The sequence below is a fragment of the Bradyrhizobium sp. CCGB12 genome (genome assembly GCF_024199845.1).
GTDB lineage: Bacteria > Pseudomonadota > Alphaproteobacteria > Rhizobiales > Xanthobacteraceae > Bradyrhizobium.
The window spans coordinates 8,061,477-8,082,073 of the sequence record NZ_JANADO010000001.1 but is presented as its reverse complement, the minus strand read 5'-3'; the positions used below and the strand labels follow the sequence as shown (position 1 = coordinate 8,082,073).

Below are 20,597 nucleotides of genomic sequence, written 5' to 3'. Positions count from 1 at the left end.
GCCGGTCAATTGGCCTGGGCGGTGGCGGGCCGTTTCGGCTGCACGCCCGAAGGCTGCTCCGACACTTCCGGGGAAAGGTCAATCCCGAAATTCTCCAGCCGCACCCTGACCTCGGCCGCGACGTACTTGACATATTCCGACAGCAGCAGCCGCAAGGTCGACGCCGACGTCCACCACGGCTCCTCGCGCCATTTGTCGCCGACCACCGCGAACGGGATCAGCGTCGTCTGCGGCATCGCATGCGAGAACTCCACCAGCGCGCGCGGCATGTGATAGTTCGAAGTGACCACGATCAGCGATCTGAACCGGCGCCCCTCGGCCCAGCGCCGCGCCTCCGCCGCATTGCCGCGGGTCGAGAGCGCGGTGCGGTCGAGATCGACGCAACAGGTCATGAAGGACTGGTTCTCCGGCAGGGTCCGGGAGATGTCGTTCGCCGTCGAGGTCGGATGCACACCCGAGATCAGAAGCCGCCTGCCGTAGCCGGCAGCCAACAACTCCATCGCGTCCGACACCCGCGAGGAGCCGCCGGTCAGCACCACGATGCCGTCGGCCTTGCGGTCCGGCACCATCTCGGCGCCGCGCAATTGCGCCAGGAAAGCAACGAAACCTGCTGCCGCGCCGACGAAGGCGAGCGCGATCGTCGACACGATTGTCGCGCGCAGCCAGCCGCGCGGCAGTTTCGGCGATCGATCGTCGGTCGGCGAGGTCATGCGATGTCGGTGATCCCTTCCCTGAAGTGAGTTTAAGAGGTTTTTAGGCGAAGTGGAGTCTGGTTTGTTGGGCTCTGCGAACGGAAGGGACAACTACTCTCGCCGCGTCGGCAGTGCGCTCCCTCGCCCCGCTTGCGGGGAGAGGGTTGGGGTGAGGGGGAGTCTCCGCAAGAACGGTGACAGATGGACTCGCGGAGAGTCCCCTCACCCGGAATCCGCGCTTCGAGCGCGAATTCCGGCCTCTCCCCGCAAACGGGGAGAGGCGAAGAAGCGGCAATCACACAACACTCAATCAACATCGTTCAGCGTCGCGAACAAGGTTTGGCGCGAGGCGACGGCGGTGATGGCGCCGATCAGCACGGCCTGGATCGCGAGCACGATGTAGCCGGACGCCCGCAGCGAGAAGGTGCCGAGCAAAGCAGCGAACTGGTCGCCGACGGGAGTGCCGGAAAACCAGCCGGCGATCGACTCGGAGAAGCCGAACACCAGCATGGCGATGCCGCCGCCGATGACGCCGCCCTCCAGGCCCAGCCTGAGGAAATGGCGCAGGAAACGGTTGGCTATGTAGCGGTCGCCGGCGCCGACGAAATGCAGGACCTCGACGATCGGCCGGTTCGCCGCCATGGCGCCGCGGGTCGCAAACGACACCGAGATGATGGTGGCGATGATGACCAGCGCGAGGATGCCGAGCCCCGCAAGGACGGTGGCGTTGGTCATCGAGCGCATGCGCTCGATCCAGGCACGGTGATCATCGACACTTGCGCTCGGCGCCACCTGGGTGACACGCGCACGCAAGGCGCCGAGATCGAGCGACGTGCCCGGTTGCACGCGGGCGATGATCATGCGCGGCACCGGCAAATCGTCCAACGACAACCCGGTGCCGAGCCAGGGCTCGAGCAGCTTGCCACTCTCGTCCTTGCTGAACGGCTTGACTTCGACGATGCCGGCCTGCGCGCGCATGGCCTCCGTCACCGCTGCGGTGTCGCGCTCGAGATCGCGACCGGCCTGCGGGCGGACCTGGATGGTGATCTCGCTCGCAACGTCCGACTGCCATTCGGCGGCGGAGGCGCTGACCAGCAGCACCGTGCCCGTGGTCATCGAAGCGAGGAAGGTCATGATGGCGACGACGGCGACCAGCGCGCGGCCGTGGATCGAGGCACGCGGCACGATCGGCGACATGTTGCGGGCCTTGGCCGGAAGCTGCGGACGCTCCTGACCGAGGTCGACCAGAACGCCGCGCTCGTCGGTCCTACTCATAGACGTGCAGCCGTCCCTGATGCAGCACCAGGCGCCGCGCCTCGTACTGGTCCATCAGGCCGATGTCGTGGGTCGCGATGATGACGGCCGTGCCCGATTTGTTGAGCTCGATGAAGAGCCGCAGCAGGCGGCGGCCTAGCGTCGGGTCGACGCTGCCGGTCGGCTCGTCCGCAAGCAGCAGCTGCGGGCGCGAGATCACGGCGCGTGCGATCGCGGCGCGCTGCTTCTCGCCGCCGGACAGGATCGGCGGCAGCGCATCCATGCGATCGCCGAGGCCGACCCAGCGCAGGAGATCGATCACCTCCTTGCGATAGCTCGACTCGCTGCGGCCCATGACACGGAACGGCAACGCGACGTTCTCATAGGTCGTCATGTGGTCGAGCAGGCGGAAATCCTGGAGCACGATACCGATGCGTTTGCGCAAATCGGCGATCTCGTCCTTGCCGAGCTGCGAGATGTCGTGGCCGAACAGATTGACCAGGCCGCGCGTCGGCCGATGCGACAGGAACAACAGGCGCAACAGCGAGGTCTTGCCGGCGCCGGAGGGTCCGGTGAGAAACTGAAAGGAATGCGCCGGGATCTGGAAACTGAGGTCGCGCAGAATCTCCGGCCCCAGACCGTAACGCAATCCGACATTTTCGAACCGAACCAAGCTCAGCTCCGTTCGAGAGGGGGCGCGGGCTGCACGGCTGCGTCCCGCCATACGCGATGAACCGGTTTTGCGGCCGTTATGGTTTCCGGTTCGTTAACGCTCGCCGGGTAGCATAAGGGCCGCCCGGTTCTCCGCGACCGTGGCATCGTCAAGACCAGTCCAAGTCCTCGTTCATGCCTCAAGGCTCGTCCATGCATATCGTCTGCCCCCATTGTACGACATCCTACGCCATCAAGCTTGCGAGCCTTGGCGCGAATGGCCGGACGGTGCGCTGCTCCCGTTGCAAGGAGACCTGGGTCGCCCATGCCGAGGATGCCATCGAAGAGGCGTCCGTCCCGGCCATGGCCGCGGCCAGCCAGGCCGAGGACCAGTCCGACCTCGCCGAGCAGTGGAACTCCTACGCCAGGGACGACGGCGCCGCCGACACGCCGGTTGTCGAAAGCCCCTCGATCGCCAGCGACTGGCCGACCGAGGAGGCCAAGGAGATCGAGGACGAGTGGTCAGCGGCGGCCCGGGCCGCCGAGGAGGACGTCGCCGGCGCCCAGCACCAGTCCTGGTTCCGCGACCTGTTCCGCCGCCGCGGCGCGCGGGTCAGCCGCCCCGCCGCCGCCGCGGCGCCGCGAAAATCTCATTTCGGCCTGCCGACCGCCTGCGCGGCCATGGGCGCGCTGGTCCTGGCGCTGGTGATCTGGCGCGGCGACATGGTGCGGCTGCTGCCGCAAACGGCGGCGTTCTACAAGATGGTCGGGCTCGAGGTTAATCTGAGGGGACTGGCTTTCAAGGACGTCAAGCTGTCCAGCGAGACCGTGGACGGTAAGCAGGTGCTGGTGATCGAGGGCGTGATCGTCGGCGGGGGCAAGAAGCCGCTCGACATCCCCCGCCTGCGCTTCGCCGTGCGCGACGCGCAGGGCGCCGAAATCTACGCCTGGAACACGGTGCTGGAGCAGACCGTGCTGCGGCCCGGCGAGCGCGCTTTCTTCCGCTCGCGCCTGGCCTCGCCGCCGCTGGAGGGCCGCAATATCGACGTTCGCTTCTTCAACCGGCGCGACATTGCCGGCGGCAGCGTATAATCAGCCTCGCAAAGGTCCGCGCAGGAGTTGATCCCAAGGTTTGTCTCATGCCGAAGATCCTGATCGCCGACGACGAGGATTCGATGCGCACGCTGGTTGCGCGCGCCATCGCCATGGACGGCCACGAGACCGTCACTGCGCAGGACGGCGCCGAGGCGCTGGAGATCCTGACCCGCGAGAACGGCGCGTTCGATCTCTTGCTCACCGATATCCAGATGCCTGTCATGGACGGCATCGCGCTGGCCCTCTCCGCCGCGCGCGATTTCCCCGACCTGACCATCCTGTTGATGACCGGCTTTGCCGACCAGCGCGAGCGCGCCTCGAACCTCAATGCACTGGTGCATGACGTCGTGACAAAACCATTCTCGGTCGCCGACATCCGCACGGCGGTGGCGGATGCGCTGGCGGCGAAGAAGGGCTAGCGGGCTGCAGTTACGCTGCCGCTGCGATTCACCGCTCGCCCCACACCCACGGTGTCGTCCTGGCGAAGGCCAGGACCCACCGCGAGGTCTATCGGTCAAGAAACGCTGGCAGTACCGAGCGACGAGTCTTCGCCAAACTCCTCCCTGGGGTAATGGGTCCTGGCCTTCGCCAGGACGACATCCGGAGAAAGTCGCCTCAAAAATCCTTCAGCAGGCGCTCGATATAGTCGAGCTCGATCTGCGGGCGCGAGCTATCGCCTAAGCGGCGGCGGAGCTCTTCGAGGATGCGACGGACGCGCTGGGCATCGATCTCGCCGGGAATCTTGACGGTGTAGTCGTCGCTCAGATCGCGGCCGTGAAGCGGGCGACCGAGCGGATCGGTCTGATTGCCGCCGCTCTGCTGACGGCCGGCCCGATTGCCGGGACCGTCGCCCTGCCCGTCACCATCGCCCTGCTGCATGGCCTCGGCCATCTTCTGCGCGCCCTTGCGCAAAGCATCGAGGGCCTTGCCCTGCGAATCCACGGCGCCGTCGGCGTTGCCCTCGCCGAGCTTCGATCCGGCATCGCCCATGGCACCGTCGGCGTCATCAAGACTGCCGTCGTCATCGCCCTGGTCGCCGTCCTGATCGCCATTCTGGCCGGACTGGCCCTGCTCGCCCTGCTGCCCCTTCTGTCCCTGTTGCCCCTGCTGCCCTTTCTGGCCCTTTTGTCCCTTCTGCGCGAGGCCGCGCTTGGCGAGCTGGTCCTGCAGCTTCTTCAAGCGGTCGCGCAGCGCCTCCTGGTCCTGCTGCAGGTCGGACATCGACTGGTCGCCCTGCTGCTTGCCGCGCGAGCGGTCGCGCCGGGAGTCCTGGCCCTGCTTGAAGGTCTTGTCGCGCAATTGCTGCTGCTTGCGGATCATGTCGCTGAGCTCGTTGAGCGCCTGCTCCATGTCGCTCTCGCCGGATTGCCCGCGCTGCGCCATCTGGAGATTTTCCATGATCTGCGCCAGCTGCTCGAGCATGCGCTGGGCCGCCTCGCGATTGCCTTCGCGCGCCGCCTTCTCGATCTGCTTCAGCAGATCGTCGAGATCGCGCTGCGTGATGACATTGCGATCACGGCTGGAGGACTGGCTGCGCTCCGTCGCGCGTTTGTATTCCTCGAGCTTCTGAATGGCGTCCGTTTGGTTGTTCAGGCTCTTCCCGGACTCCTTCTGCCGAAGGCTGTCGCCGGAATCCTGCATCGCCTTTTCCGCGCTGTCGAGCAGCGCATCAGGATCCTGATCCTGCTGCGCAGCCACGGGCGACAAGCCCCCCAACAGGAAGGCGAGGCAGGCGATCGAGATCGCCTTCAAGACTGGCACGCGTGCTAGCTTCCGCATTTCCGGTCCCGCGTAAACTGGTTGGCCCCGTCATTCCCCGCCTTCGCCCGGCTGTTCGCCGATTGCCGATAGGCCTGAAGCTGCTGACGCAAGGCATCCTGCTGCTGCGCCAGCTCCTCGAGCTGCTCGGGCGTCGCACGCTGGGTCTTCTGTCGAAGCTCGACGGCCTTGTCGAGGATGAGCTGGACCTCCGCGGGGAACGGCTGCCGGGGTCCGAGCGGATTTTGCTCGGCGCGCCGGGCGAGGTCGCGCACCTTGCCGGCCATGGCCTCGCGGAGCTTTTGCGTCAGGACCCTGATCTCGTCCTCACTGGCACCACGCTCCAGCGCCGCCTTGAGTGCGTCCTGGGCCGAGCGCAGCGCCGCGTTGACGCTGCCGGCGACGCCGTCATCCTCGATGGTCACCGCGAACGCCCACATGCTCGCCACCACCTCGCGCAATGCGTCGTCGTTGCGGGCCGCCTCGAGCTGGGACGCCAGGCTGCGGAGGCCGAGATAGCAGCCTGCGTCCGGCGTGAACAATTCGGGCGCGATCATCAGCGCGTCGAGCGCGGTGTAGACGTCGGAATTCCTGTTGGCGTCGAGCGCGAGGATGCGGCGCTGCTCGATCAGCGCGCGCGCGAGCGAGTTGGTGAAGAGCCGCTCGGGCAGGCGCATGTTGAAGGGCTCGCTTCGCGCCTCATTGCCGGCCTCGTCCTTGGCGGTGAGCGTCAGCGTGACGTCGGCGCCGGCATAGGGATCCTCACTGAGGTCCTTCACCGTCTGGCCGACGCCATTACGGGTGCGCGCGTTCGGCAGCACGAGCGGGAATTTTGGCGGCTGGAACAGCGGCCGCGCCGCGCCCTTGGCGTCGGCATCCTTGCTGTTGTCCTTCGCGTTATCCTTGCCGGCGTCCTTGCCTTCGGCGGGGCGCAGGGCAATTTGCGCTTCGGCGCCGGTGACGCCGTAATCGTCCTCGATCTTGTAGGAGAGCTGGAGTGCGCCGCGCGCCTGGCGCTCGGGATCCTTGGCGAGCGTGATCGTCGGCGCATGGTCCGGCGTTGCCGCAAACGCCCATTGCGGCTGGCCGGAGGGCGCGCGGACATGCGCGGTGCCGTCGGCGGCGATGGCAAAGTGCTTCTCGTTGGTGCCCTTGGGCGCGGCTTCAGTGGGGGCGACCTCCTTGAGGCCGCCGGAGACCGCGACATCCAGGGTGCCGCCGGAGGAGCGCACGATCAAGGTCGAGCCGGCGGGAACGGCGAGCGGGCCGCTGGCGGGCAATGCCGCGGCCTCCTTGTTGGCGGCCGACAGGATGATCGGCGGCTTGCCGGTGTAGAGCGGCGGCGTCACCCAGGCGTCGACGCGGACATTGGTCGGGGCCAGCACGCCGTTCCAGTCGAAGGCTGCCCCGAGCCGCATCGCACGCTCGTCACCGGCGGCGAAGAAGGTCGCAACCAGCATCACCATGACGAGGGCACGCAGAGCCCAGGGATCGTGGAGAGCGAGCCGCGGGCGGGGCAGGCCGGCGCGGATACGCTTGATCGAGGCCAACGTACGCTCGCGCTGCGCCTGCCATAGCACCTTGGCAACCGGGTCCTGCGAGGTCAGCGTGTCCGTGAGGGTCGTGGCCGGACGGTGACGAATGCCGGAGCCACGATCGAGCCGGCTCAGAGCCTCCTCGCGGCTCGGCCAGCGAAAGCGGATCAACGGGAACAGGGCGGCAATCGCGATACCGGCGAAAATGACGAGACCGATGGCGCGAACGACAAACGGCAAAGCCAGCCACAGGCCGGCCCAGGACACCACCAGGAACAGGCCGACGACGGTCAGAAGCCGCGCCAGATTCGGCCAGGCACGCTCCCACGCGATGGCATAAGTGGCCCGGTCGAGGGCCTGCGCCAGCTTCAGCCGCGACAGAGCGTCATCATCGCGGATCGGATCTGACGGGTCGGGGGTGACGCCGTTCAATCAGCTCTCCAGGTTGCCCGGTAGAGAGAAGCCTATCACAACGGCAGCACTGAGGCATCCGTTCCTGCACGGGAGAGGCCCCTTTTCCCGCATAACACGAGGACGTGACTGGCCCGCCCAGACCCCGTAATTTCCGCGACGCCATCCTAAGGGAAGCGAAGGAAACGTCATGGACAAGAAGATGCACGACAAGGGCCTGGAAGTCCGCAAAGCGGTGCTGGGCGAGGCCTATGTCAACAATGCCCTGAAGAACGTCGACGACTTCAACCGTCCGTTCCAGGAGATGCTCAACGAATATTGCTGGGGCACGGTGTGGGGCCGCGAGGAGCTGCCGCGCAAGACCCGCAGCATGCTCAACATCGCGATGATTGCGATCCTCAACCGCCAGCACGAATTCCGCGCGCACCTGAAGGGCGCGCTCACCAACGGCGTCACCCGCGAAGAAATCCGCGAGATCCTGATGCAGGTCGCGATCTATGGCGGCATGCCGGCCGCCGTCGACAGTTTTCGCATCGCGCGCGAGGTGTTCGCGGAGATCGATGGGAAGGCGTGAGGGCTTCTTCCCTCCACCGTCGTCCCGGCGAAGGCCGGGACCCATAACCCCGGGGAGGAGTCGCTGCGCGAAAGCGGCAACTCCGAATCCCCATAACCACAGCTGCCTGTGGTTATGGGTCCCGGCCTTCGCCGGGACGACAACGGAATGTGCGGCGCGCGTCTGCGCTCCCAACAACGAATAAGCAAGACAAAGGAAACACCATGGATATCGGATTCATCGGGCTCGGAAACATGGGTTTCCCGATGGCGCGGCGGCTGATCGAGGCTGGGCACAAGCTCGTCGTGTTCGACACGCGCAAGGAGGTCGTCGACAGGCTGGTGGCGCGCGGTGCCACCGCGGCGACATCGCCGAAGGATGTCGCCGACCGGGTCGAGACGGTGATGGCCAGCCTGCCCTCGCTCCAGGCCTCGCTCGCGGTCGCGACCGGGGCGAACGGCGTGATCGAGGGGAGCCGCGTCAAACGCTTCGTCGATCTGTCGACGGTCGGCTCGACGATGGCTTCGAAGATTCACGGGCTGCTCGCCAAACGAACCATCGTGCAGATCGACTGCCCCGTGTCCGGCGGGGTCGGCGGCGCCGAGAAAGGCACGCTGGCGGTGATGGTGTCGGGCCCGAAGGCAGAGTTCGAGCTTCTCAAGCCTGCGCTCGACGTGATCGGAAAAGTGTTCTTCATCGGCGAGAAGCCGGGCGCAGCACAGACCATGAAGCTCGCCAACAATTTCCTCTCGGCCACCGCGATCGTGGCGACGTCGGAAGCGGTGGTGATGGGCGTGAAAGCCGGGCTCGATCCCGCCGTGATGATCGACGTCATCAATGCGGGCTCCGGCATGAACACCGCGAGCCGCGACAAGTTTCCGCGCTCCGTGCTGCCGCGCACGTTCGATTTCGGCTTCGCCACGGGATTGATGGTGAAGGACGTGCGGCTGGCACTGGAGGAGATGAAGCAGCTCGGCCTGTCGATGGAGGTCGCGGACGCGGTGGGGCGGCTGTGGGAGACCGTGATCAGCGCGGAAGGCGCCGAGTCGGATTTCACGGCGGCGATCAAGCCGATCGAGAAGAAGGCGGGTGTTGTAGTGGGCGGGAAGGCGGGCGGATTGGCGGGGAAATAGCGGCCCATCCTCCGATGTCGTCCTGGACAAGCGAAGCGCAGATCCAGGACCCATTACCACCGCGCGAAGTTTGGCGAAGATCGGGGCGAGCAGCTTCACGCCACACGGCCCCCGGGGGTAATGGGTCCTGGCTGTCGCCAGGACGACACTGAATGTGTGGCGCCGCCGTCACGCCTCTCACAACCACGGCGCCGGCGTATCCATCGCGATCAGCTGCTCGACCTCGATGCGCGGGCGCACCACGGCGTATTGGTCGCCCTTCACCAGCACCTCCGCTACCAGCGGCCGCGTGTTGTAGGTGCCGGCCTGCACCGCGCCGTAGGCGCCTGCGGTCATGATAGCGAGCAAATCGCCCGCCTTCGGTGTTGGAAGCGTGCGATCGAGCGCGAGATAGTCGCCGGTCTCGCAGACCGGGCCGACGACGTCGGCGATGATGGTGGCCGCGCCCTTGGCAGGCTGGTTCACCGGCAGGATGTCGTGATGGGCCTCGTACAGCGTCGGGCGGATCAGATCGTTCATGGCGGCGTCGATGATGACGAAATTCTTGCCGTCGCCGTGCTTCACGTAAATGACCTTGGCGACGAGAATGCCGGCATTGCCGACGATCATGCGGCCCGGCTCGAACATCAGCGTGCAGCCGAGATTGTGGCTGACGCGCTTGACCATGGCGGCGTAGGCGTCGGGTGCCGGCGGTGCCTCGCGGTCCATGTAATAGGGAATACCGAGGCCGCCGCCGAAATCGACATGCGAGATGTTGTGACCGTCGGCGCGCAGCGTCTGCACGAATTCGGAGAGGATGCGGAACGCGGTCTCCATCTTGGAGAGATCGGTGATCTGGCTGCCGATATGCACGTCGGTGCCGGTCACCTCGATGCCCGGCAGCTTCGCGGCGCGAGCATAGACCTCGCGGGCATAGGCGATAGGAATGCCGAACTTGTTCTCGGACTTGCCGGTCGAGATCTTGGCGTGCGTGCCGGCATCGACGTCGGGATTGACGCGCACGGAGATGCGCGCGGTCTTGCCCATCTCGGTCGCGAGCCGCGACAGCAGCTCGAGCTCGGGCTCGGATTCGACGTTGAGGCAGAGGATGTCCGCGGCGAGCGCGGCGCGCAGCTCGGCTTCCGTCTTGCCGACGCCGGAGAACAGGATCTTGCTGGCGGGAATGCCGGCGGCGAGCGCCCGCTTCAACTCGCCGCCCGAGACGACGTCCGCGCCGGCCCCAAGCTTGGCGAGCGTGCGCAGCACCGACTGGTTGGAGTTCGCCTTCATGGCGTAGCAGACCAGCACCTTCTCGCCGGCGAAGGCCTCCGCGAAGACGCGGTAGTGCCGCTCCAGCGTCGCGGTCGAATAGCAATAGAACGGCGTGCCGACGGTCGCGGCCAGCTCGGACAGGTTCACCGCCTCGGCGTGCAGCACGCCGTTGCGATAGTCGAAATGGTTCATGGCGCAGGCTCGGTTGCCCCGGCTCAGTTCCTGCCGGGAGGTTCGTCCAGGAGCGGGTCGAGAATAAACGGTTTCTTCCGGCCCCTGGCCGCCGCGGGCGCGGCATCCGCACCACCGTAGGTGGGATTGAACGCGCTCGGCGTCCTCTGGGTCTCGGTGTCGGCCGGCGCGGCACCGTTGGTCGCGGGCGCGTTGGAGGCGGTCGGCGGCAAATCCAGCGGGCCCTTGCGGCCGCAACCGGCGAGCGCCAGCGCCGTCAGGCTAAGGACAATGATGGCCCACCCCGAGCCGGCCGGGCGAAACTTTGACGTCACGACGAAATCCCCACTACGCGGCGCGCACCATACAGAGATTGGCGCGCTCTGGCGAGAGCCGGATGACCATGGAAAAACAAGCGAAATTCTGCCCTCAGCCCGATTTTCGCTCTTTTTCCAGCCGCTTCGCCCAGCTCTTTGCCTGCGACGCCACGTTCTTCGGCGCAGTTCCGCCAAAGCTGGTCCGGCTCTTCACCGACGATTCGACCGAGAGCACGCCGAGCACGTCTTTCGTGATCTTCGGCTCGATCGCCTGCATCTCCTTCAGCGGCAGCTCGTGCAGTGCCACGCCGCCCTCGGCGGCCTTGGCGACGATGCGGCCGGTGACGTGGTGGGCCTCGCGGAACGGCATCTTCAGCGTCCGCACCAGCCAGTCGGCGAGATCGGTCGCGGTCGCGTAGCCCTCGCCCGCGGCCGCCTTCATCTTCGCCTCATCGGGCACGAGGTCGCGGACCATGCCGGTCATGGCGCGGATCGCCAGCGACAGCGCGGCAAAGCCCTCCATCGCGCCCTGCTTGTCCTCCTGCATGTCCTTCTGGTAGGCGAGCGGCAGGCCCTTCATGACGATCAGGAGACCGTTGAGCGCGCCGATGACGCGGCCGGTCTTGGCGCGCACCAGCTCGGCGGCGTCAGGATTGCGCTTCTGCGGCATGATCGAGGATCCCGTGGTGAACTTGTCGCTGAGCCTGACAAGGCCAACCAGCGGCGAGGTCCAGATCACGATCTCTTCGGCGAAGCGCGACATGTGCACGGCGCAGATCGCGGCCGCCGACAGCGTCTCCAGCACGAAGTCGCGGTCGGACACCGCATCGAGCGAGTTCGCCATCGGGCGGTCGAACAGCAGCGCCTTGGCGGTGGCATGACGGTCGATCGGGAACGAGGTGCCGGCGAGCGCAGCCGCGCCCAGCGGGGATTCGTTCAGCCGCTTGCGCGCGTCCTGGAAGCGGCCGCGGTCGCGCGCGGCCATCTCGACATAGGCGAGCAGGTGATGGCCGAAGGTGACGGGCTGCGCAGTCTGCAGATGCGTGAAGCCGGGCATGACGGTTGCGGCATGCTCCAGCGCGCGCTCCACCAGCGCCTGCTGGAACGAGCCAAGCGCCGCATCGGTCTCGTCGATGACGTCGCGGACGAACAGGCGGAAATCGGTCGCGACCTGGTCGTTGCGCGAGCGCGCCGTGTGCAGCCTTCCGGCGGCGGGGCCGATCAGCTCGGACAGGCGGCTCTCGACGTTCATATGGATATCCTCGAGAGCGCGCTTGAACGTGAAGCCGCCCTTGCCGATCTCTGACAAAATCGTGTCTAGACCCTTGCCGATATTTTTCGCATCAGAGGCCGTGATGATGCCTTGGCTGGCCAGCATCGCGGCGTGGGCCTTGGACGCCGCAATGTCCTGGGCGAAGAGATGACGATCTACGTCGATGGAGACGTTGATCTCTTCCATGATCTCATCGGGACGCTCCGAGAACCGGCCGCCCCACATCTTGTTGCTCATAGTCCCCTGCTCACGCCTTGCCTGTCGCTGGCCTGTTTGCTGGCCGACGCCAGCCGTATTAAGAGGCCCCTGATAGCCATATCTGCGACCGGATGACAAACGATATGCTCGACAAGACGTCCTCCCCCACGCGCCGCATCCCCCTCGTCATCGCCACCGTGGCGGTCGTGGGCCTGGCCGGCTTCGCCGCGCTGTACGGGCTGGGCCTGAGCCGGTCGCCTAGCGGCGATCCGGTCTGCCGGTCGGCAGTGGCGACGGCGCAAAAAATCGCCCCGCTCGCCCATGGCGAGGTGGCGGCGCTGACCATGGCAAGCGCCCCGTTGAAGCTGCCGGACCTCGCCTTCGAGGATGCCGACGGCAAGCCGAAAAGACTGTCCGATTTCCGCGGCAAGACGCTGCTGGTGAACCTCTGGGCCACCTGGTGCGTGCCCTGCCGCAAGGAGATGCCGGCGCTGGACGAGCTCCAGGGCAAGCTCTCGGGCCCGAATTTCGAGGTGGTGGCGATCAACATCGACACCCGCGACCCCGAGAAGCCCAAGACCTTCCTGAAGGACGCCAATCTTGTCAGGCTCGGCTATTTTAGCGATCAGAAAGCCAAGATTTTCCAGGATCTTAAGGCGATAGGCCGAGCGCTGGGCATGCCGACTTCGGTGCTGGTCGACCCACAGGGCTGCGAGATCGCGACAATCGCGGGGCCGGCGGAATGGGCGAGCGAGGACGCGCTCAAGCTGATCCGGGCGGCGACGGGCAAGGCCGCCGCGTCGCTTTAGATATGTTCAGGCGGTGACGTTGAGATTGCCGCCGACGCCGGGGCCGACATTGGCGAGGGAGGGCTGACCGGCGCCCATCAGTGTCAGGACGGTGGATTTCTCCATGTCCATGTTCTGCTTGGTCAGTGTCGCCGCGATGTTCGATTGCAGCGCGCCTTGCTGAGCGGCCAGCATGGTGCTGACCATCGCCATCATGTCCATTACGCGAACCCTCTTACCGGCCGTAACCTAGGCGCGAGGGGTTAACGCGACATGAATTGTCACAGATGCCGTAGGGTGGGCAAAGCGAAGCGTGCCCACCAAATCCATCGCATCATCGGAGAGATGGTGGCACGGCGCTTTGCGCCTTTTGCCCACCCTACGGCACCGGGAAATGGGTCAGCGCGTCGGAACCGGCTTGGCGCCGCGGTAGTCGTAGAAGCCACGCTGGGTCTTGCGGCCGAGCCAGCCGGCCTCGACGTATTTCACCAGCAGCGGGCACGGACGGTACTTGGAGTCGGCCAGCCCCTCATGCAGCACCTGCATGATCGAGAGGCAGGTGTCGAGGCCGATGAAATCGGCGAGTTCCAGCGGGCCCATCGGATGGTGCGCCCCGAGCTTCATCGCGGCGTCGATCGCCTCGACATTGCCGACGCCTTCGTACAGCGTGTAGATCGCCTCGTTGATCATCGGCAGCAGGATGCGGTTGACGATGAAGGCCGGGAAATCCTCGGAGACAGCGACCTGCTTGCCGAGCTTGGCGACGAATTCCTTGGATGCCTCGAAGGTCGCATCGTCGGTGGCGATGCCGCGGATCAGCTCCACCAGCTCCATCAGCGGCACCGGATTCATGAAGTGGATGCCGATGAAGCGCTCAGGCCGGTCGGTGGCGGCGGCAAGGCGCGTGATCGAGATCGAGGACGTATCGGAGGCGACGATCGCCTCCGGCTTCAACACGGCGCAGAGCTCGTGGAAGATCTTGCGCTTGACCTCTTCCTTCTCGACCGCGGTCTCGATCACGAGGTCGCAGTCGGCGAGGTCGTCCAGCCTCTCGCCAAGCTTGATACGCGCCATCGCCTTGGCCTTGTCGTCCTCGGTGACGGCCTTCTTGGAGACCTGGCGCGCCAGATTGCCGTTGATGGTGGCCATGCCCGATTTGAGTCGGTCGGCCGAGACGTCGTTGAGCACCACGTCGAAGCCGGCCAGCGCCGCAACATGAGCGATGCCATTGCCCATCTGACCCGCGCCGATCACGCCGACCTTCTTGATCACTGCCGCCATAATGTCATCCACCGGAACGGCGCGCATGTCGCGCCTGCCTATCCCCAAGCCGGGAGGTCCGATTTAATCAGAACCTTGGCTCGAAACCTAGATTGGATCGCTTCGAAGGCGTGCCCCACGCCAAAGAAAACGCCTCAAAAAGCAACACCGGCCGGAGTTTATACCTCCGGCCGGTGTTTTTAGCTCGTTTTACTTGCCGAGCTTGCCGAGTTCGGCCGTCAGCTCCGGAACCGCCTGGTAGAGGTCGGCGACCAGACCGTAATCGGCGACCTGGAAGATCGGCGCGTCCTCGTCCTTGTTGATCGCGACGATCACCTTGGAGTCCTTCATACCGGCCAGATGCTGGATCGCGCCGGAAATGCCGACGGCGACGTAGAGCTCGGGCGCCACGACCTTACCGGTCTGGCCGACCTGCCAGTCGTTCGGCGCATAGCCGGCGTCGACCGCCGCGCGCGAGGCACCGACGCCGGCGCCCAGCTTGTCGGCGAGCGGCTCGATGTACTTGGCAAAATTCTCGCGGCTCTGCATGGCGCGGCCACCGGAGACGATGATCTTCGCCGAGGTCAGCTCGGGACGATCACTCTTGGCGACTTCCTCACCGACGAACGTCGACAGACCCGGATCGGCCGCCGCCGCGACGTTCTCCACCGCGGCGCTGCCGCCTTCGCCCGCTGCGGCGAAGGTTGAGGTCCGCACCGTGATGACCTTCTTGGCATCCTTCGACTTCACCGTCTGGATGGCGTTGCCGGCATAGATCGGACGCTCGAAAGTATCGGGGGCGACCACCTTGATGATCTCCGAGACCTGCATGACGTCGAGCAGGGCGGCGACACGCGGCATCACGTTCTTGAAGCGCGAGGTCGCCGGCGCGACGATCGCGTCATAGCCGGAAGCCAGCGACACGACCAGCGCGGCCAGCGGCTCGGCGAGATCGTGCGCGTAGAGGTCGCCATCGGCGAGCAGCACCTTCTTGACGCCGGCAAGCTTGGCGGCGGCATCCGCCGCGGTCTTGGCGTTCTGGCCGGCCACCAGCACCTCGACGTCCGCGCCGAGCGCGGCAGCCGCGGTGAGGGCCTTGTTGGTCGCATCCTTCAACGACGCATTGTCGTGTTCGGCAATCAGAAGCGTCGTCATCAGAGCACCCCGGCTTCGTTCTTGAGTTTGGACACCAGCTCGGCGACGTCCTTGACCTTGACGCCCGCCTTGCGGCCCGCCGGCTCCGTCGTCTTGAGAACCTCGAGGCGCGCGGCGACGTCGACGCCGTAATCGGCGACGGTCTTCTCCGCGATCGGCTTCTTCTTGGCCTTCATGATGTTGGGCAGCGAGGCATAGCGCGGCTCGTTGAGACGCAGATCGGTGGTGACGATCGCCGGTCCTTTCAGCTTCACGGTCTGCAGACCGCCGTCGACTTCGCGGGTGACCTTGAAGTCAGAACCTTCGACCTCGAGCTTCGAGGCGAACGTCGCCTGCGACCAGCCGAGCAGCGCGGCAAGCATCTGGCCGGTCTGGTTCGAGTCGTCGTCGATCGCCTGCTTGCCGAGGATGATCAGGCCCGGCTGCTCTTCTTCCGCGACCTTCTTCAGGATCTTGGCGACCGCGAGCGGCTCGACATTCCCCTCGGCCTTCACCAGGATGCCGCGGTCGGCGCCCATGGCGAGGCCAGTGCGGATCGTCTCCGATGCCTGCGCCGGTCCGATCGAGACCACCACGACCTCGGTGGCCTTGCCACCTTCCTTCAGGCGAAGCGCTTCCTCGACCGCGATCTCGTCGAACGGGTTCATGGACATTTTGACGTTGGCGAGTTCAACGCCCGATCCATCGCTCTTGACGCGAACCTTGACGTTGTAATCGACCACCCGCTTTACCGGCACCAAGACCTTCATCGATCCTCTTTCACTCAATTTGGGAGGGGGGTTATCAACTGGCGCGGAACCTAAAGGCCTGATCAGGCCCGGTCAACGCGCGAAGCAGCCAAATTTTAGACCTTAGAAATGTCCCGCCCAAACGGGTCAGCGGTTCTGGCCGGGAACCCAGAGCACGTCGCCCGCGCCATTGCCGTTCGCGGCTCGGCTCGCCACGAACAGGAAGTCCGACAGGCGGTTCATATATTGGATGCCAGCCGCGCCGACCGGCTCGCCGGGCCGAGCCGCCAGTTCCACGATCACCCGTTCCGCCCTGCGGCATATTGTGCGCGCGACGTGCAGATGAGCCGCGGCCGGCGTGCCGCCCGGCAGCACGAAGGAGGTTAGCGGCGCGAGCTTGTCGTTGAGCGCGTCGATGTCGCGCTCGAGCCGCTCGACCTGGCTCGCCACCACCCGCAGCCGCTCCGCTTTGCCTTCACGCTCGGGCACCGCGAGATCAGCGCCGAGATCGAACAGATCGTTCTGGATGCGACCAAGCATCGCGTCGAACTCGGGCAGGTCATGCGTGTAGAGCCTGACCACGCCGATCGCGGCATTGGTCTCGTCGACGGTGCCATAGGCCTCGATGCGCAGGTCGTATTTCGGACGGCGCTCGCCCGAGCCAAGCGCCGTCGTGCCGTCGTCACCGGTCTTCGTATAGATGCGGTTGAGCACGACCATATTCAACGCCCCATCGCCCAGACCGCGAGCATCGCGATGATGATCGCCAGGAACTGAAGCAGCACACGCCAGCGCATCAGCTTCTGCGAGGTGTTGGGCGAGCCGCCGCGCATCATGTTGACGAGACCGAGCAGCAACACCAGCGCCACGGCGCCGGCCGCCACCGGCAGGATGAAAGTACTCAGGACAGATGCCATTTGGGGTAGATAACACCGTGTGCGCCGGTCCGCTACGGCGTTCCCAATCTGGCTTTTAAGCCAATAATATCCGAAGCTCTTAAGATGATTTCCGATCTGCGACCATCGCCGGCCTTCTTCGCCTCTCCCCGCTTGCGGGGAGAGGCCGATGTGCGGAACGCACGGCGGGTGAGGGGGGCCCTCCGCGAGGATGGTGACAGTGGGATTCGCGGAGGCTCACCCGGAATCCGCGCTACGCGCGCATTCCGGCCTCTCCCCGCAAGCGGGGAGAGGCGAAGCTGGGGCAAGCCGTGAAAGCGATCCGTTACATCTACATGGTCGTGGAGGACGCGTTCTACACGTTCCTCGCCGACGACGGCTGGGCGATCGCGAGCCACATCGCGCTGTCGACCCTGATGGCGCTGTTCCCGTTCCTGATCGTGCTGACCTCGCTTGCCGGCGTCTTCGGCTCCAAGGAGCTCGCCGACCAGGCCGCCAGCCTGATGCTCCAGATCTGGCCCAAGCAGGTCGCCGATTCGATCTCCGGCGAGGTCCACGACGTGCTGACCACCACCCGAACCGGCATTCTGACCATCGGCGCGGCGCTGTCGGTCTATTTCGCCTCCAACGGCGTCGAGGCGCTCAGGGTTGCGCTCAACCGCGCCTATGCGGTGGTGGAGATGCGGCGCTGGTATTGGCTCCGGCTGGAATCGATTGCCTACACGCTGATTGCAGCGTTCACGGCGCTCGCCATGGCGTTTTTGATCGTGCTCGGTCCGCTCTTCATCGAGGCGGCGCGGCGCCATATCCCGCTATTCGTCGAATCCAACGAAAGCATCCTGACCTGGCTACGCTACGGCATCACCGTTGGCGCGCTGGTGGTGGCGCTGCTCATCCTACACGCCTGGCTGCCGGCGGGACGGCGCGGCTTCCTCCAGATCCTGCCCGGCATCGTCTTCACGATCGTGGCGTCGCTGATCTCCGGCATCGTGTTCGGGCAGTATTTGGCGCGCTTCGCCAACAATTACGTGACGATGTATGCGGGGCTCGCCTCGGTAATCATCGCACTGGTGTTTCTGTATTTCATCGCCGCGATCTTCGTTTACGGCGGCGAGCTCAACGCCGCGATCATCAAGTCGCGGCTGCCTCACGGCGTGTCGCTTCAAGCAGCGCAGTCGCTAGCGCCCGCGGAGACACAGGCTTGACCAGGAAGGCGTCGGCACCGGCCTCGCGCGAGGCCGCCTCGTCTTCGCCGCGGCCGGAGACACCGATGATGGGGATCTGAGCCAGCGGCGTCGGCAGGCTACGGATCAGCCTGATCGCCTCGACGCCGTCAATGCCCGGCAGCACCATGTCCATCAGCACCGCGTCGAACGCCCCCTGGGCGAGACGATCGACGGCGTCCTCGCCGCGCCCGATGAACTCGGCATGATGGCCGAGCTCGGTCAGGATGGTGTTGAGCACGACGCGACCGAACGGATTGTCCTCGACGCTGAGCACGCGGAGGGCCGCCGCCGCCTCGGGCTCGCTACCGTTCCTCGCCTTGCGCGATTTGCCCGAACCGGTTGCGTCGAGCGACACCGTCAGCGTGAAAGTGGCGCCGCCGCAACGGCGCGGAGCGACCGTGATATCGCCGCCCATCGCACGCGCCAATTGCTTCACCGAGGATAGCCCCAGGCCGGCGCCGCCGAAGCGCGACGCGATGGTGACATTGGCCTGCGTAAACGGGCGGAACAGCCGCTTGATTTCGGCCATGGTGAGGCCGATGCCGCTGTCGGACACCGCGAACGCGATGCCGACCCTGCCTTTGCCCTTTGCTTTGCCTTTGCCCGCACGCCAGGGCGCCACGGCAAGCGCCACGCCGCCCTGGTCGGTGAATTTCACGGCATTGTCGATCAGGTTCTCGAGCGCGGCGCGCAGGCGGACGGGATCGCCGACCACCAGCCCCGGCAGCTTCTCGGAGATGTCGATCTCGGCCTGGAGACCCTTGGCCGCGGCACGCCCGGCGAGCGAATCGCCGGCGCTGCGGGCAAGCGCGCGCAGGTCGAACAGGTCCTGCCGGAGCGTACCTCCTCCCTTCCCGGCCCCCTTTCCCGTCCTGGCAGCGTCCACGAACAGCGTGGCAAGGCTCGCCAGATGCTCGGCACCGGCCTTGATGGTGTCGGCCCAGCGCCGCTCCCGCTCGCCGAGATCGGAGGTCGCGAGCAGGTCGCTGATCGCCAGAATGCCGGTCAGGGGGGTGCGGACCTCATGCGCAAAGGCCGCGAGCGCGGCCTGGACCACGTCCGGCGCAGCCGCCTTGGCGCTGTTCTTGCGCAACCGGCCGGCCGTCCCGGATCGTTTCCGACCCACTCGTTTGGACGTCCGCATGGTGCGCGCTGGGCGCTTTTTCGCCGCCATAGCTCCCCTTCGAAGTATCCTCTTCGAACCCCGGGCTGTTCACTGAGCATGGCACGGCGGAACACCTGGAGTCACGGCGGCGTTTGGCTAACCCCCAGAGAAACTTAACCTAATCCCACCAGCTGGCGGATCGCGGCCGGCGTGACGCCGGCCGCGCGCAATTCGCGCAGACCTGTCGACTGGCTCGATTTGGACAGCTTCCGCCCCTCACCGTCGCGAATCAGGGGGTGGTGGCGATAGGCGGGTTCCAGCAGGCCGAGCAGAACCTGCAGCAGGCGATGCACCGCGGTGGCGTGAAACAGGTCCTGCCCCCGCACGATCTCGCCGATGCCCTGGAGTGCATCGTCGACCACCACGGACAGGTGGTAGCTGGTCGGCGTCTCCTTACGGGCCAGGATGACGTCGCCCCAGGCCTCCGGCTCTGCGGGGACGGTGCCATGCTCACCATCGGGCCCCTCGCCCAGTTCGTTCCAGGTCAGGCCGGCGGCGCGGCGGCAGGCTGCTGCCATGTCGAGCCTCAGCGCGTAAGGTGCGCCTGATGCGATCAGCCGCGACCGCGCGTCAGCCGACAGTGATTTGGCATCGCCGGGATAGAGCGGCGCACCGTCGGGATCGCGCGGCCACGACCCGCCGACCTCACGCGCTGCGACGAGCCTTGCTATCTCGGCGCGGCTTTCGAAGGCGGGATAGACGAGGCCGAGTGCAGAGAGATTTTCCAGCGCGGCGCAATAATCGGCCAGATGCTCCGACTGCCGCCGCACCGGCATCTCCCAGGAGATCCCGAGCCAGGCGAGATCCTCGTAGATCGCCGTCTCATAGTCCGGCCGGCAACGCGCCGCGTCGATGTCCTCGATCCGCAGCAGCAGCCGCCCGCCGGTCTCGCGTGCACGCTCGAAGTTGAGCAGCGCCGAATAGGCGTGGCCGAGATGCAGGAAGCCATTTGGGCTGGGGGCAAATCGGAAAACGGGTGGCATGGATTCTCACGAGACTTGTCATTGCCGGGCTTGACCCGGCAATCCATCTTCCAGGACTCTGTTACGATAGGAGATGGATGCGCGGGTCAAGCCCGCGCATGACG

At 65.9% G+C, this 20,597-nt stretch carries 22 protein-coding genes; 6 read left to right on the top strand and 16 right to left on the bottom strand.

Going from position 1 to position 20,597, the window contains the following annotated elements; genetic code table 11:
• Nucleotides 1–5: 5 nt before the first annotated feature.
• The 3 genes from NLM27_RS37100 to ftsE form a co-directional block, all read right to left on the bottom strand.
• Nucleotides 6–710 carry a YdcF family protein gene (locus tag NLM27_RS37100; RefSeq protein WP_254147973.1) on the bottom strand — a complete coding sequence of 235 codons (705 nt, stop codon included), beginning with the start codon at nt 708–710 and terminating at the stop codon, nt 6–8.
• A gap of 288 nt (nt 711–998) precedes the next feature.
• Complete coding sequence (locus NLM27_RS37095) at nt 999–1,967, bottom strand: ABC transporter permease (protein ID WP_254147972.1); 969 nt, start codon at nt 1,965–1,967, stop codon at nt 999–1,001.
• Nucleotides 1,960–2,619, bottom strand: coding sequence for a cell division ATP-binding protein FtsE (gene ftsE, locus NLM27_RS37090; protein WP_018646542.1), 660 nt, complete (start codon nt 2,617–2,619; stop codon nt 1,960–1,962). Before ftsE ends, NLM27_RS37095 begins: the two co-directional genes overlap by 8 nt.
• Before the next feature lie 191 nt (nt 2,620–2,810).
• Here ftsE and NLM27_RS37085 point away from each other — a divergent pair, with 191 nt between their 5' ends.
• The gene (locus NLM27_RS37085; protein ID WP_254147971.1) at nt 2,811–3,689 is read left to right on the top strand and encodes an MJ0042-type zinc finger domain-containing protein; all 879 of its coding nucleotides are present in this window, start codon (nt 2,811–2,813) and stop codon (nt 3,687–3,689) included.
• A gap of 47 nt (nt 3,690–3,736) precedes the next feature.
• Nucleotides 3,737–4,111, top strand: coding sequence for a response regulator (locus NLM27_RS37080; RefSeq protein WP_254147970.1), 375 nt, complete (start codon nt 3,737–3,739; stop codon nt 4,109–4,111).
• A 196-nt stretch (nt 4,112–4,307) separates the two neighbouring features.
• Here NLM27_RS37080 and NLM27_RS37075 read toward each other — a convergent pair whose 3' ends face one another.
• Together NLM27_RS37075 and NLM27_RS37070 are read right to left on the bottom strand one after the other, a co-directional pair.
• On the bottom strand, nt 4,308–5,471 hold the full coding sequence (locus tag NLM27_RS37075) for a DUF4175 family protein (protein ID WP_254147969.1): 1,164 nt from the start codon (nt 5,469–5,471) through the stop codon (nt 4,308–4,310).
• Entirely contained in the window at nt 5,459–7,417 is a 1,959-nt protein-coding gene (locus tag NLM27_RS37070) for a TIGR02302 family protein (RefSeq protein ID WP_254147968.1), read from the bottom strand. The genes NLM27_RS37075 and NLM27_RS37070 overlap by 13 nt, the downstream gene beginning before the upstream one ends.
• A 169-nt stretch (nt 7,418–7,586) precedes the next feature.
• Here NLM27_RS37070 and NLM27_RS37065 point away from each other — a divergent pair, with 169 nt between their 5' ends.
• Nucleotides 7,587–7,970 carry a carboxymuconolactone decarboxylase family protein gene (locus NLM27_RS37065; RefSeq protein ID WP_028134137.1) on the top strand — a complete coding sequence of 128 codons (384 nt, stop codon included), beginning with the start codon at nt 7,587–7,589 and terminating at the stop codon, nt 7,968–7,970.
• A gap of 203 nt (nt 7,971–8,173) precedes the next feature.
• A complete protein-coding gene (locus NLM27_RS37060; protein ID WP_254147967.1) occupies nt 8,174–9,082 on the top strand; it encodes an NAD(P)-dependent oxidoreductase in 909 nt (302 codons plus the stop codon).
• 177 nt (nt 9,083–9,259) lie between these two features.
• On the opposite strand, the gene lysA is transcribed toward NLM27_RS37060, so the two are convergent.
• The 3 genes from lysA to argH all read right to left on the bottom strand — a co-directional run bounded on the left by lysA (nt 9,260) and on the right by argH (nt 12,331).
• Nucleotides 9,260–10,525: a diaminopimelate decarboxylase gene (gene lysA / locus NLM27_RS37055; protein ID WP_254147966.1), complete on the bottom strand. Its 1,266-nt coding sequence runs from the start codon at nt 10,523–10,525 to the stop codon at nt 9,260–9,262.
• Nucleotides 10,526–10,548: 23 nt separating this feature from the next.
• On the bottom strand, nt 10,549–10,839 hold the full coding sequence (locus NLM27_RS37050; RefSeq protein WP_254147965.1) for a lipoprotein: 291 nt from the start codon (nt 10,837–10,839) through the stop codon (nt 10,549–10,551).
• Between the two features lie 94 nt (nt 10,840–10,933).
• Nucleotides 10,934–12,331, bottom strand: coding sequence for an argininosuccinate lyase (argH, locus tag NLM27_RS37045; protein ID WP_254147964.1), 1,398 nt, complete (start codon nt 12,329–12,331; stop codon nt 10,934–10,936).
• A gap of 104 nt (nt 12,332–12,435) precedes the next feature.
• Between argH and NLM27_RS37040 the strand changes: the two genes are divergently transcribed.
• Complete coding sequence (locus NLM27_RS37040) at nt 12,436–13,101, top strand: TlpA disulfide reductase family protein (protein WP_254147963.1); 666 nt, start codon at nt 12,436–12,438, stop codon at nt 13,099–13,101.
• A 6-nt stretch (nt 13,102–13,107) separates the two neighbouring features.
• On the opposite strand, the gene NLM27_RS37035 is transcribed toward NLM27_RS37040, so the two are convergent.
• From NLM27_RS37035 to NLM27_RS37010, 6 genes are all read right to left on the bottom strand, one after another.
• Nucleotides 13,108–13,302: a hypothetical protein gene (locus NLM27_RS37035; protein ID WP_028182113.1), complete on the bottom strand. Its 195-nt coding sequence runs from the start codon at nt 13,300–13,302 to the stop codon at nt 13,108–13,110.
• A 177-nt stretch (nt 13,303–13,479) separates the two neighbouring features.
• Entirely contained in the window at nt 13,480–14,361 is an 882-nt protein-coding gene (locus NLM27_RS37030) for a 3-hydroxybutyryl-CoA dehydrogenase (RefSeq protein WP_254147962.1), read from the bottom strand.
• A 189-nt stretch (nt 14,362–14,550) separates the two neighbouring features.
• On the bottom strand, nt 14,551–15,495 hold the full coding sequence (locus NLM27_RS37025) for an electron transfer flavoprotein subunit alpha/FixB family protein (RefSeq protein WP_254147961.1): 945 nt from the start codon (nt 15,493–15,495) through the stop codon (nt 14,551–14,553).
• On the bottom strand, nt 15,495–16,244 hold the full coding sequence (locus tag NLM27_RS37020; RefSeq protein ID WP_254147960.1) for an electron transfer flavoprotein subunit beta/FixA family protein: 750 nt from the start codon (nt 16,242–16,244) through the stop codon (nt 15,495–15,497). Before NLM27_RS37020 ends, NLM27_RS37025 begins: the two co-directional genes overlap by 1 nt.
• A gap of 126 nt (nt 16,245–16,370) precedes the next feature.
• Nucleotides 16,371–16,943, bottom strand: coding sequence for a cob(I)yrinic acid a,c-diamide adenosyltransferase (locus NLM27_RS37015; protein ID WP_254149022.1), 573 nt, complete (start codon nt 16,941–16,943; stop codon nt 16,371–16,373).
• 2 nt (nt 16,944–16,945) lie between these two features.
• On the bottom strand, nt 16,946–17,140 hold the full coding sequence (locus NLM27_RS37010; protein WP_254147959.1) for a twin transmembrane helix small protein: 195 nt from the start codon (nt 17,138–17,140) through the stop codon (nt 16,946–16,948).
• A gap of 290 nt (nt 17,141–17,430) precedes the next feature.
• On the opposite strand from NLM27_RS37010, the gene NLM27_RS37005 reads away from it, so the two are divergent.
• Nucleotides 17,431–18,324: a YihY/virulence factor BrkB family protein gene (locus tag NLM27_RS37005; RefSeq protein WP_254147958.1), complete on the top strand. Its 894-nt coding sequence runs from the start codon at nt 17,431–17,433 to the stop codon at nt 18,322–18,324.
• On the opposite strand, the gene NLM27_RS37000 is transcribed toward NLM27_RS37005, so the two are convergent.
• Both NLM27_RS37000 and gluQRS read right to left on the bottom strand, forming a co-directional pair.
• The gene (locus NLM27_RS37000; RefSeq protein ID WP_254147957.1) at nt 18,251–19,519 is read right to left on the bottom strand and encodes an ATP-binding protein; all 1,269 of its coding nucleotides are present in this window, start codon (nt 19,517–19,519) and stop codon (nt 18,251–18,253) included. The genes NLM27_RS37005 and NLM27_RS37000 overlap by 74 nt on opposite strands.
• A 104-nt stretch (nt 19,520–19,623) precedes the next feature.
• Nucleotides 19,624–20,493, bottom strand: a complete 870-nt coding sequence (gene gluQRS / locus NLM27_RS36995; RefSeq protein WP_254147956.1) for a tRNA glutamyl-Q(34) synthetase GluQRS — start codon at nt 20,491–20,493, stop codon at nt 19,624–19,626.
• Nucleotides 20,494–20,597: the final 104 nt, after the last annotated feature.